This is a genomic window from Rufibacter hautae, from assembly GCF_008271695.1.
GTDB classification, from domain to species: Bacteria; Bacteroidota; Bacteroidia; order Cytophagales; family Hymenobacteraceae; genus Nibribacter; species Nibribacter hautae.
In genome coordinates this window covers 572998-585427 of record NZ_VKKY01000001.1, presented here as the reverse complement: position 1 = coordinate 585427, position 12430 = coordinate 572998, and the positions used below count along the sequence as shown (strand labels likewise).

Here is a 12430-nt window from a genome sequence, read left to right as displayed (position 1 = left end):
AACGGGCAAGGTTGCCTTCTAATGAAACAGTAATGCGCAAAAAAATAGTGCGTAACCACCGCTACGCACTATGTGCTATTTGAGCTTGCCTGTAAAAGGGGATTGCTTAATTGAAATGGTACAGGAAGGTGATGATCCCGTTGAAAGCCGGTTTTTTGCTGCCTTCAATCTCCATGGTTACTTCCAGGCGGGCTTTGATGACGCCCCTGAGGTCTTTGGTGGAGAGCAGTTTCACGCGCAGGCGCAGGGCGCTGTCTACGGCCACGGCTTGGTTAAAGCGCAGGCTTTCAATCTCATAGTTCACCTGCATCTTGAGGTTCTCAATGGAGATGATCTGGCCCCACAGGTAAGGCAGCAGCGACACCGTCAGGTAGCCGTGCGCAATGGTGCTTTTGAACGGCGATTCGGTCTTCGCCCGCTCAGCATCCAGGTGAATCCATTGGTGGTCTAACGTGGCGTCGGCGAAGAGATTGATCTGCTCCTGGGTAATGGTGTGGTAATCAGACACACCTATTTCCGTTCCTTCGTACTGTTGCAAGTCCTGGAAACTGCGGATGGTAATCTTGCTCATGGAATCTCTTTTCTTACTGGAATTTGCGGGGATGAAGGGCTAAAGGTAACCTCTTTTATGTATTTGTAAAAGCGCCTGCAGGAAAGGCCCTAAGAAACGCGCTTTAGAAGGACATGAAAGTGTCATTTACTACTAGTCTTCCCATCCTGTGCAGAGCAAAAACGCCGGCTTAAGTAGCCGGCGTTTTTGCTCTGTTTTCATGAAAATACCCCTAAAAAGGAACTTAGCAGAAGATGAGTCCTTTACGGTAGGATGAAACTAGTTCGCCTCCAATATCTGGAAGAGCTCGTCTAACTTAGGCGTGAGGATGATCTCGGTACGGCGGTTTTTCTGGCGGGCATCGGCGGTTTTGGCTACATCCAGAGGCACGTTCTCGGCGCGGCCCGAGGGCGTGATCTTGGTTCCGGCCAGACCGGCGTTGGTCAGGATGCGGGTGATCTCGGTGGCGCGCAGCACGCTCAGGTCCCAGTTGTCCTGCATGCCGGCGGTGCCTCGTGACACAGGCACGTCATCGGTGTGGCCTTCTACCACCACGTTCACGTCTTGCTGGTCTTTGAGGGCGGTGGCCAGTTTACGCAGGGCATCTTGTCCTTTCACGTCTACTTTGGTACTCCCAGATTTGAACAGCAGTTGCTCAGAAAGCGACACGTACACTTTGCCGTTGCGCACGTTCACCGACAAGTCTTTGCTGTTAAAGCCCAGGAGGGCGTTGCTTACCTTGGTGCGCAGGGCGTTCACCGCTTTGTCTTTCTCTGCCAGGATGCGCTCCAGTTCATTGAGGCGGTCTTCGCGGGTTTTGAGGTCTTTGCTCAGCTGGTCCAGCTGCGAGCGGTTCTTGCTGAGGGTCTCGTTCAGTTTGTTCAGTTCCTCATCGCGGCGCGACAAGTCTTTAGAGAGTTTACTAGACTCCAGTGCGCTGTTGGCCATGAGGCGGTCATGGTTTTTGATGAGCTTGTCATAGGTGCTGCTCAGGTCGGCGTAGAGGCTTTGGGTTTTTCTGAGGGTGCTGCCCAATAGGGTGGTGTCGGCGGCCAGTTGGGAGCGGTACTCGGTAAGGTCGGCTACCTGCTTGGAGAGGTCAGCGCTTTCCTTCTTTGATTTGGAGAGGGCACTCTGGCAATCGGCTTTTTCGCGCTCCAGCTTTACTTTCTGGGCCAGCACGGCGTTGTATTTCTTGGTGGTGGTACACGAGCCTAAAAGGAACGTGCTCAGGAGGGCTACCCCGGCGTAGCGGAGCAAGGGTTGGTGAAACATGACTGGGCTTTGTAAAGTTAAAAATGCAAATTCAAGGGTTGTGGTAGGTTTGTGCCGGGCAGGCTGGCGCCATGAAAAGGTGCACGGGCGGGCCAGGGCCGGCAGATGCCCAAAGATAAGCAGGTTGGGACGTTAGCCAAAAACCAGGGCGCCGTTTTTAACCTATTTTCCTGAAATCAGCCCTAAAACGCAAGAAGCCGGACATGGAGCCCGGCTTCTTTGATTAATGCTGTTTTATAGGTCAGCGCCCGCCTTCCAGCAGAAGGATAGGACTATGGCTGGAAACTTAGTTGTTCTGGATCAGTTTCAGGATTTTGTCAAAGTTAGGCGCCAGGATGATCTCGGTGCGGCGGTTGCTTTGGCGGGCCTCCGGGGTGCGGGTCATGGCTACCGGGGTGTACTGGCCACGGCCGGCGGGCACTACCATCTGGGGCGGCACCCCGTTGTTGATGAGCAGGCGGGTGATCTCAGTGGCGCGCAGCACGCTCAGGTCCCAGTTGTCTTTGTAGGTCACGTTGTCGGCGGCCACGGCCACGTCATCGGTGTGGCCCTCAATCAGGATCTCGGTATCGCGCTGCGACCGGATGGCGTTGGCCAGTTTCCCCAGCGCACTCTGTCCGTTGGGGTTCACTTTGGTGCTGCCCGAGGCGAAGAGCAGTTTCTCTGGCATGGTCACGTACACTTTCCCCTCGCGGATGGCTACTGTCAAGCCTTGTTCTTTGAACCCAGCTAGCGCCTCGTTCACAGATTCGCGCAGCTCGTTGAGGATTCTCTCCTTCTGGGCAATTTGCTGTTGGTACTGCGCCAGTTTGGCGTCACGGTCACGCAGATCGGCGTTGGCTTGTTCCAGGCTGCGCTGAGCAGCGGTTTTCTCGTTTTCCAGCGCATTTTTACTTGCTTCCAGCTCCTTGTATTTCTTTGTAGAGATACAGGAACCCAGGACAGCTACTCCTAAAACCAAGGCGGCGGCGGATGAGGCGAAACGTGTTTTCTTCATAGGTGCTTATTTTATACTGATGGTTTGGTGACGATGGTAGGTGCCCGGCGGCGGCAAGTTTGCTTCTCCCAGAGACCCGGCTTTGAAACGGACGCAAATAAATAATAATTGCCTTAAGTATTCTAATTTACTTTATGTACGTTGTAAAGTACTAAGCAAGTGTGGTTTATGAAATGCGCCGATTTGAGCTGCCGTGGAGGCCTTAAGGTGATTGGCAAAACCTGACTCAAAGGGAAGCTTTCCTTGATGGGCAAGTATCTAAGCTAAACGGCTTGACCAAACCGAGAAAATACCCAATCTGTTTTGAGGTCGATTTCCAGAAAGCAGCCTCAAAACAGCGCCGGAGCGGGGGAGAGCGAGGCTTGGCGGTGACCGGGGAAAACTTTGGCTGCGAAAAGCTTATTTCTTCTGGCGCATCGGAAAACAATTAGGAAGGAAATCGGGTACAACTTCTCTGCGCAGAGAAAGAGTTGGTTTTGGATGGTAAACTAGGGAGCTATCTTTTCTTTTTTATCTTTGCACGCGTATTGTAACTGCTTGCGGTTTCCCCACTGGAGGCTTCATTGTTGATAAAAACCTTTAGAGCATCATATGGCTTGGTTTAAAAGAGTAGAAAAAGGGATCGTCACCCCAACGGAGCAGAAAAAAGAAACCCCAGACGGTCTGTGGCACAAATGCCCCGAGTGTAAGACCGTCATCAGCACCGCCGAGCACCGGCAACAGCTGTATACGTGTGCCAAGTGCGATTACCATGACCGCATCAACTCCCATGAGTACTTTGAGGTGCTGTTTGACGAGAACGAGTTCCAGGAGCTGGATGAGAACCTGAGTTCTTCAGACCCGCTGCACTTCGTGGACACCAAACCTTACCCAGACCGTATCAAGGCCACCCAGCGCAAAACCAACCTCAAAGACGCCGTTCGTACCGCCCACGGTACCATCAACGGCCTTGACTTGGTGGTAGCCTGTATGGACTTCAACTTCATCGGTGGGTCTATGGGCTCGGTGGTAGGCGAGAAGATCGCCCGCGCCATTGACTACAGCCGCGAGAACAAGATCCCGTTCCTGATGATCTCCAAATCGGGCGGTGCCCGGATGATGGAAGCCGGTTACTCGCTCATGCAGATGGCTAAGACCTCGGCCAAACTGGCCCTGCTTTCTGAGGAGAAGGTACCCTACATTTCCCTGCTCACTGACCCCACCACCGGAGGGGTGACTGCCTCTTTCGCCATGCTGGGAGACTTCAACATCTCTGAGCCAGGTGCCCTTATTGGGTTCGCCGGGCCGCGCGTGATCAAAGAAACCATAGGAAAAGATTTGCCCAAAGGCTTCCAGAGCGCCGAGTTTGTGCTGGAGCATGGGTTCCTGGACTTCATTGTGCACCGCAAAGAACTTAAAGACCGTATCTCCAGCCTTTTAACCCTGCTCAGACCCGAGGAAATCCCGGTGCCGGTAGAGAAAGAAAAGAAAGCGGTAACCGTGAAATAAGCCTTTTTAAGCCTAAAAAATCAGAAAAGACCTGTCTCCAGAAGAGGCGGGTCTTTTTATTTTAGCTCTGGCACGATTATTATTGCACTCCCAATTACAAGGAAGGTACATTGAACATTTTATTAAGAAATGAGTATGTATCTGCGATACTAACCAACTTTAAGCGTACGTTTACAACCAAAAAACAAAGACTATGAAACTTTTGAAAGGAACATTCACCGCCATGTTAGTAGGAAGCTTGCTTTTCTCTTCCTGCAAATCTAGCCAGAGGGCCAGCACCGATACCACCACCACTACCCAGAAAAGAGGCATGAACAAAACAGCCAAGGGCGGTATCATTGGAGCTGGTGGCGGTGCCATCTTAGGAGGTATCATTGGGAAAGCCACCGGCAACACTGCCCGTGGAGCCATCATTGGGGCTGCCGTAGGAGGTGCCACTGGTGCCGTGATCGGACGCCGCATGGACAAGCAAGCCGAGGAACTTGAGCGCGAGATGAAGAATGCCCAGGTAGAGCGCGTAGGGGAAGGTATTAAAGTGACCTTCGATGCTGGCCTTCTTTTCGCCACCAACTCTGCAGAGCTGCAGTCTTCTTCTAAATTAGACATCCAGAAACTGGCCGAGACCCTGAAAAAATACCCAGGTACCAACGTGCTTATTGAAGGTCACGCCGATAACACCGGTACCGATGCCATCAACCAGCCATTGTCTGAGCGCAGAGCCCAGGCCGTTGCCAACTACGCCACTTCTTTGGGGGTAGAGTCTAACCGCCTGCAGACCCGCGGATACGGTTCAACCCAACCAGTTGCCGATAACACAACTGCCGCTGGCCGTCAGCAGAACCGTCGTGTGGAAGTTGCCATCTTCGCCAGCGAAGAACTGAAGAAAGCCGCTGAGCGTGGCGAGATCAAATAAGGAAACAGATCTCTCTTTATAAAAAAGGCTAGCCAAACGGCTAGCCTTTTTCTTTTTGCCTCGTTTAAACAAGCCTCTCAGGCGGATTAAGCATCAATAACTCGAACAGGTCAATTCCCCTCCTTGGAGGGGTAGGGGTGGGTCTATCCATTCCAAGATTATCGGGCTAAGCCGTATCCATCATCCCTAACCCATTTTAAGCCGATTTTCCCTAAAACAACCCTGAAACGGTTTGGTAGCCAAGAATGGCGGAGCTAACCTCCCTCTTTTTTCCGCGTTTAGGGGAGGAAACCAACGAAGCGAAGAGAATGGGAAAACTAACAAGCGGGCTTTTTCTGGTGCTTTTTCTTTCTGTAGCAGGGGCCTGCGACCGGGTCAAAGACAAGGAAACGGTAGCCGAACTGCCCAAAACCTCCACCGATGACACGCTGGTCCTCACCCCAGATACACTGGAGATGGACACCGTTTTAACCCAAACGGAAACAGATGAATATGCCGCCGCAGGCGATTACGAGGAGTATGAGGCGGAGGAAACGGCTTCTGGGGCTGCGGTTAACAATGGGAATGCTACTGCTGACGGGGCAAGTTCTTCCCCGGCATCGGCAGGAAGTGAAGGGAGAAGTTCCACCGTAACCGCGGCGTCTACCCCGAAGGCCACCACCAGCAAACCAAGCACCACCAAAAGAAAATACGTAAGACCCACCCGTCGGCAATTGCAGCAGGCCCTAGCGGCAGATGCCCGTCGGTCAAACCAGATGGACCTGCCCCAACTCAAAAACTACTGGCTCCGCCGACAGCACTATTACCGGCGCGCCTCCAAAGACGTGAAGTACGTGGCCGGCGATACCAAAATCAAGATTTCTACCGAGGAAACCAAGATTGAAACCCCACGTGGGAAAGTGAAGATCGAGGGCAACGATATCAAGGTCAAGTACGATTAAGCCACGTTGAAGGCAGCAGGCTTTCTGCGCTGCTGAGTTATTTTGGGGCTGTTTTTATGAAAACAGGCGCAGAACAATTCAGCGGCTTTCTTTTTTGCGGGAGAACCGCACGGCAGACATGGTAATGGCGGCACCTAATAACGCAATGGCAATGTCTTTCTGAGCATCCCAGACATCGCCTTGCGTGCCCAGGTAGGCCATACCGCGGGTAGGGAAAAAGATATCGGCCACGGCCCACTCAATCAGTTCGTAAATGGCGCCCAGGCTAATGGTGAGTTCAATGGGCAGGAGGTAGCTGTAGAAAGCATTCACCTTGGTCCTGTTCTTGAAGATCTCGTGCATGGGATAAGACAGGAAGAACCCGAACCCGAAGTGCACCAGGCGGTCATAGTGGTTGCGGTCCAGGTGCAACTGGTCTTTGACCCAGTATCCGAAGGGGTTCTCGGCGTAGGTGTACTGGCTTCCGTAGACGTGCAGCATCATGAACAGGAACATGCAGGTGTAGCTGAAATCTGAGAACTGGAAGTATTTGTAGTACGCCACCAGAAAGATGACCGCACTCAGCGTGAGCGTGTTCTCCAGCCACCAATTCTTCAGGTCTGGGGTATTGAAGCCGGTATAGGTCCAGAAAACCGTGAAGAGCACGGCATATAGTATAAGGAGCGGGTTTTTAAGGAAAGAAGTATGTTGCTGATCTGTCGCGAAGGTGAAGGCCATGCCGAAGGAGGTCTTATTTCAGTACAAAGTTTCAGAAGCGGCGAAATACCAAGGGCGCGCCTCCGGAGATTCTGCTGGGTGATGGGTTTGTGGTCAAAGGGTTAATTCACCGCTTCCTCCAGGCGGGAAGACAGCAGCAGCTCCGGCCGGTTGTACACCAGGGGCAGCGGGTTGTCTTCCGGGTTCTGGGTGGGGTCACAGTGGTAGCCGTAGATGTGGTAATCCTGGGTATACTGAATCAGTTTTTTGTAATGGGTATGGGCGGTGTTCTCCTCTGAGAAAGTAACGTCATGGAAAACCGTGGTGGCCTTGGGTACCAAGCCCCGCAGAAAAGCAAACAGTGACTCGGGTTGGCCTAGGTCTCCGGAATACACCATCCGTTCCCCGTTTTCCTCAAAAATGTAGGCGTACGATTGCAGCTTCTCGGCGTGCAGGCCATAGGTGTCCAGGGCAGTGATTCCTGGCAGCTCAGAGACTGGGATAAAGTCTACGTACAGCTCTGGCTTCTGCACCTGGAGGCGCAAGAACTCATAGATCTCATCCCGGAAATCATCATCGGGGTAGAGGATAGAGGGCCGGCAGTTGGCGTTGAAGTAGTGGCAGTGCAGCAGAATGTTGGCCAGGCTACCCGTATGGTCATTGTGCAGGTGCGTGAGCAGAATGTATTCCATGCTGCGGGTGAGCTGGTGCTGCCGCAGGGTGGGGTAAACGGTAAAGCCGCAGTCCAGCAGAATGGAGTGCCCCTTGAATTCCACAATTGCCGCAGAGTTGCCGTAGGCCACGTCAAAAGCTCCGCCTGTCCCTAAGAAGGTGAATTTCATAGTCGTTTGTCTTCAAAAAAACGCATTTGTACTCAGATTGGTAGGAGTAATGCACGCAAACCTTACCACCGGGGGACCGTTTAGAGGAGAAAATAAAAGACTATGGCTGAAGCATATCAGCAACTTTCTCCTGCTGAAAAGATATGGCAAGTTCATATACGGCTGAATGAAGTTTTCGGTCATCTTTCCGGGCATCCGCGCCGCGATCCCATGCGGGAGCTCATTTCCACCATGCTTTCGCACCGCACTACCCATGCTAACGAAGAGAAGGCCTATGCTCAGATGCTGGAGAAATTCCCTTCCTGGCAGCAGGTGATAGACGCGCCGGTAGAGGAACTCACCCAGGCCCTGGCCCCTTCTGAGTTCCCGGGGGCCAAAGCGGTGAACATCCAGAAAGCCCTGCGCCTCATCCAACAGGACCACCCAGATTTTTCCCTTGACTTTCTCCATGACCTGGACGTGCCCGAGGCCATGGCCTGGCTGATGTCCTTACCTGGGGTCGGGCTTAAAACCGCCACCCTGGTGCTTTTGTTTAATTTCCATAAGCCGGTGTTTCCGGTAGACACGCACGTGCACCGCATCAGCCAGCGGGTAGGGCTCATTGGCGCCAAGGTCACCCATGACAAAGCTCACCAGATTTTGCTGGACCTGCTGCCCAAAGATGCGCTGGTGCTCTACAACCTGCATCGGCACATGCTCAAGCACGGGCAGAAAATCTGTACCTGGCGCGCGCCCAAATGCGAGGTATGCGTGCTACGAGACTTCTGCAACTACTATCATGAGGTGCGCCTGAAAGGGCTTGGGTGAGGAGGTCTTGTGTCTGTCTTCAGGGCAGGAAAAGACGGAGGTGGCTGAATCTGCTTCTTTGGGGTCTAATGGATTTAAAGGCTGATTTTTGAAAAGAAGGTAAAAAGGATTGCAGAAGTGTGCTCTGCTATTTTTAGCCTGTAAACCCGGTGCAAACATTTACCCAGCGTTTTGGTTTGCCTTCTAAAACCACTCTCCCTCCACATTTCCATGGTTAGATTTTACGCGCTCCTTTCCCTGATTTCCTTATTCCTTGTTTTTCAGGCACAGGCCCAAAACACCGGTAGAATCACCGGCGTGGTGCGCGATAGAAACACGCAGGAACCTGTGATTGGCGCTACAGTGGCTTTGGAGGAAACCACGCTTGCCGTCGCCACCGATGCGCAGGGCCGCTACCGGTTAGAGAATATTCCCACGGGCAACTATAACCTCAAAGCTTCTTCCCTGGGCTATGAGCCTGTGACAAGGTATAACGTGCCGGTGACCTCGGGCAACGCCCTTACGCTCAACTTAGAGATTTCGCCTAGCCAAAACAAGTTGCAGGAGGTAAACATTACGGCAGATCGGTCCATCAGGGCTGCTACGCTGGAGACGCCGCTGTCTATTCAGAGTCTGAGCAGCGAGGAAATCAAAAGCAATCCGGGTGGAAACTTTGATATTTCTCGCGTGATTCAGACGCTGCCGGGCGTGGCCGGGGCGGGCAGCACGGGCGCGGGCTTCCGGAACGATATTGTGATCAGGGGCGGCGGACCCGGCGAGAACGTTTTTTTTCTGGACGGCATTGAGATTCCGGTGATCAACCATTTCTCTACGCAGGGCAGCAGCGGCGGTCCGCAGGGCATCTTAAACGTCTCGTTCATTGAAGACGTGACCCTGAGCACCAGCGCCTTTGACGCCCGCTATGACAATGCGCTATCCAGCGTGTTCCAATTCAAGCAGCGCGACGGCAACCCATACCGCTTGCAGGGCAACGTGCGCCTGAGTGCCACTGAGCTGGCCGGTACCTTGGAAGGTCCGCTCGCGCCTAAGACCACGTTCCTGGCCTCAGCACGCCGTTCTTACCTTCAGTTGCTGTTCAAAGCCATAGATTTGCCCATCAGGCCTAACTACTGGGATTTCCAGTACAAAGTCACGCACCAGCTAGACTCCAAAACCACGTTGACAGCCCTGGGTATTGGTGCTATTGACGAGTTCAGTTTTGCGGTGCCCAAAGAGACTTCGCCTGAGAAAGAATACGCGCTGCGGTCTAACCCGCTCATTAACCAATGGAACTACACAGTGGGAGCTAGTTTGAAACGCTCGCTTGAGAACGGTTTTGTGCAGGTGTCTTTGAGCCGGAACGTATTTGAGAACCGCCTGGACCGCTTTGAGGACGCGCAGTACGGGAATGAGGCCCGCAGGGTACTCAAAGCGCGGTCGCAGGAAAAAGAAAATAAGCTGCGGATAGACGTGAACAAATTTGTGGGCGGTTGGAAGTTTTCGTACGGTGCCATTGGGCAGTACGTGGGCTTTGAGAATGCCTTCTTCAGCCAAATTCGGCAGGAGGTGCGCGACCCAAACGGCAATGTGGTGCAGCCCCGCGTGGTCCTGGATTTTAATACTGATTTAGATTTCTTCCGCTATGGGTTGTGTGGGCAAGCGTCTAAAAGTTTTTGGCAGGATAAACTGAGCCTTTCTCTGGGCCTGCGCACCGATATGAACTCGTTCACCTCTGGTGGAAATAACCCGCTGGAGACGCTGTCGCCCCGCGGGTCAGCATCGTATGCCCTGGCCGAGCGCTGGAAACTGAACGCCTCGGTGGGGACCTATTACCGTCTCCCTATCTACACGGTGCTGGGCTACAAAGAGGCCAACGGTGCTTACGCGAATAGAAACAGCGACTACCTCAAAGCCACGCATTACGTGGCCGGCGTGGAGTTTTTGCCCACCATCGCTAACCGCCTTACCGTGGAAGGTTTCTACAAACGCTACGCCAATTACCCGGTTTCTTTGCGCGACGGCGTTTCCCTGGCGAACCAAGGCATTGAGTTCGGGGCGATTGGGAATGAGGCAGTGGCCAGCGTGGGCAAGGGACGCGCCTACGGAGCCGAGTTCTTTTTCCAGCAGAAGCTCACCCGCGGCTTGTACGGCTCCGTTTCCTATACCCTGGTTCGGAGTGAGTTCACCGGGCTGAACAAGGAAACGTACATTGCCTCAGCGTGGGATAATAGACATTTAGTTTCAGGGCTGCTGGGCTGGCAGTTTGGCAAGAACTGGGAATTGGGCGCGAAATATCGCTTCGCCGGAGGCTCTCCTTACACGCCCTTTGACTTGGAAGCCTCACAGCAGAACTACGCCTCTTTGGGTACCGGCCTGCTGGATTATGACCGCCTGAACACGCTTCGGCTACGCTCCTTTCAGCAGCTGGATGTGCGCCTGGACAAGAAATGGAACTACAAACGCACCACCTTGGATGTATACGTAGATATCCAGAACATCTTCCGGTTCAAAGGCCCCTCTTTGCCGCAATACACGTTCCAGCGCAACGCAGAGAACACGGGCTTCGCTACCACAGATGGTCAGCCGCTCCAGGCAAACGGCGCCAATGCCATTCCGCTTATCTTAGCGGAGGATGACGTAACTTTTCTGCCGTCGGTGGGGTTTGTGCTGGAGTTCTAAGTGTCCCATTTTTAACTCGGTTTCCGGAAAACGGCTCAGAAACGTTCTTGCCAGAAAACTCGGGCTTGGGGCGCCACTGGTTTTAATTCCATCAGCAATGCGTACCTTGCAGGTGCTAAGGTAGCCGTTTAACAGAATATGCGTTTAATTTCCCATCCCGTCCTGTGCAATTACTACGTTACCTACCGGTGTAACGCCAAATGCTCTTTCTGTGACATCTGGGAAAAGCCATCCCCCTATATTCAACTAGAGGATGTTAAGAGAAATCTGGCTGACCTGAAGAAACTGGGCGTGAACGTCATTGACTTCACCGGCGGCGAGCCCTTGCTGCACCGGCAGATAGACCAGTTTCTGGAGGTGGCCCAAAGCATGGGGTTCATCACCACCCTTACCACTAACGGACTCTTGTACCCCAAGTGGGCCGAGCGCCTCAAAGGCAAGGTAGACATGCTGCACTTCTCCCTGGACTCCGCAGACAAGACCGAGCATGACACCGGCCGCGGCGTGGCCTGTTTTGATTTTGTGCTGCAATCCATTGAAATAGCCAAGAGCCTGGGCGAACGCCCCGATATCCTGTTCACTGTTTTCAAGCACAACCTGGACCAGATGGAGCGGGTGTACGAAGAGATTTGCCTGCCCAACAAGCTCATGCTCCTCCTGAATCCCGCCTTTGAGTACAACCAGGTAGAGACCGGCGACCAGCTTTCTGCCGAGGAACTGAATTACTTATCGGCGTTCAGCAAAAAGAAGTGGGTGTACTTGAATGAGGCTTTTGTGCAGTTGCGCAAAGACGGCGGCAACCACATAGACAAACCCATCTGCAAAGCCGCCTCCTCTACGCTGGTTATTTCCCCGGAAAACGAGTTGGTTTTACCGTGCTATCACCTGGGTGCGCAGAAGTTCCCGGTGCAAGGAAACCTGTACGAGCTGTACAACTCCCCCGAGGTAAAGAAACTCATTGCTCTGGAAGGACGGCTGCCCGCCTGCGAAGGCTGCACCATCAACTGCTACATGCAACCTAGTTTTGCGGTGGAGATGAACAGCTACTGGTGGAAAGCCCTGCCCAGCACCCTTAAATACAGCCTCCGGAAAGGCACCTGGAAACGCATGCTTTCCTAAATCCCGTTTTCGGTCTATTTTCCTGAAAAAGGGCTTATTTCATCTCCGTGCTTCACCCAGAGTATTCTTCCCTTTGCTCTGTTTTGAGGCTCTTTTTCAAAAATATTCAATAATCTGCAGCAGTAAGTAGGGGTGATTTGCCGT

At 53.0% G+C, this 12430-nt stretch carries 11 protein-coding genes; 6 read left to right on the top strand and 5 right to left on the bottom strand.

Features of this window, described 5'->3' with window-relative positions; translation table 11 throughout:
• Positions 1-106: 106 nt before the first annotated feature.
• The 3 genes from FOA19_RS02370 to FOA19_RS02360 all read right to left on the bottom strand — a co-directional run bounded on the left by FOA19_RS02370 (position 107) and on the right by FOA19_RS02360 (position 2822).
• Positions 107-571, bottom strand: coding sequence for a MaoC family dehydratase (locus tag FOA19_RS02370; RefSeq protein WP_149089195.1), 465 nt, complete (start codon positions 569-571; stop codon positions 107-109).
• Positions 572-829: 258 nt separating this feature from the next.
• Positions 830-1825: an OmpA family protein gene (locus tag FOA19_RS02365; protein WP_149089194.1), complete on the bottom strand. Its 996-nt coding sequence runs from the start codon at positions 1823-1825 to the stop codon at positions 830-832.
• 286 nt (positions 1826-2111) lie between these two features.
• Positions 2112-2822, bottom strand: a complete 711-nt coding sequence (locus FOA19_RS02360) for an OmpA/MotB family protein (RefSeq protein WP_149089193.1) — start codon at positions 2820-2822, stop codon at positions 2112-2114.
• Positions 2823-3413: 591 nt separating this feature from the next.
• On the opposite strand from FOA19_RS02360, the gene accD reads away from it, so the two are divergent.
• The 3 genes from accD to FOA19_RS02345 all read left to right on the top strand — a co-directional run bounded on the left by accD (position 3414) and on the right by FOA19_RS02345 (position 6164).
• Complete coding sequence (gene accD / locus FOA19_RS02355) at positions 3414-4310, top strand: acetyl-CoA carboxylase, carboxyltransferase subunit beta (protein WP_149089192.1); 897 nt, start codon at positions 3414-3416, stop codon at positions 4308-4310.
• Between the two features lie 193 nt (positions 4311-4503).
• Entirely contained in the window at positions 4504-5223 is a 720-nt protein-coding gene (locus FOA19_RS02350; protein WP_223808691.1) for an OmpA family protein, read from the top strand.
• A 308-nt stretch (positions 5224-5531) separates the two neighbouring features.
• Complete coding sequence (locus FOA19_RS02345) at positions 5532-6164, top strand: hypothetical protein (protein ID WP_149089191.1); 633 nt, start codon at positions 5532-5534, stop codon at positions 6162-6164.
• 78 nt (positions 6165-6242) lie between these two features.
• On the opposite strand, the gene FOA19_RS02340 is transcribed toward FOA19_RS02345, so the two are convergent.
• Both FOA19_RS02340 and FOA19_RS02335 read right to left on the bottom strand, forming a co-directional pair.
• Entirely contained in the window at positions 6243-6881 is a 639-nt protein-coding gene (locus tag FOA19_RS02340; RefSeq protein WP_149089190.1) for a DUF2238 domain-containing protein, read from the bottom strand.
• A gap of 101 nt (positions 6882-6982) precedes the next feature.
• Positions 6983-7702, bottom strand: coding sequence for an MBL fold metallo-hydrolase (locus tag FOA19_RS02335; protein WP_149089189.1), 720 nt, complete (start codon positions 7700-7702; stop codon positions 6983-6985).
• Positions 7703-7804: 102 nt separating this feature from the next.
• Between FOA19_RS02335 and FOA19_RS02330 the strand changes: the two genes are divergently transcribed.
• The 3 genes from FOA19_RS02330 to FOA19_RS02320 all read left to right on the top strand — a co-directional run bounded on the left by FOA19_RS02330 (position 7805) and on the right by FOA19_RS02320 (position 12286).
• The gene (locus FOA19_RS02330; RefSeq protein ID WP_149089188.1) at positions 7805-8509 is read left to right on the top strand and encodes an endonuclease III domain-containing protein; all 705 of its coding nucleotides are present in this window, start codon (positions 7805-7807) and stop codon (positions 8507-8509) included.
• Between the two features lie 210 nt (positions 8510-8719).
• Complete coding sequence (locus FOA19_RS02325) at positions 8720-11167, top strand: TonB-dependent receptor (protein WP_149089187.1); 2448 nt, start codon at positions 8720-8722, stop codon at positions 11165-11167.
• A gap of 138 nt (positions 11168-11305) precedes the next feature.
• The gene (locus FOA19_RS02320; RefSeq protein WP_149089186.1) at positions 11306-12286 is read left to right on the top strand and encodes a radical SAM protein; all 981 of its coding nucleotides are present in this window, start codon (positions 11306-11308) and stop codon (positions 12284-12286) included.
• The last annotated feature ends 144 nt before the right edge of the window (positions 12287-12430 follow it).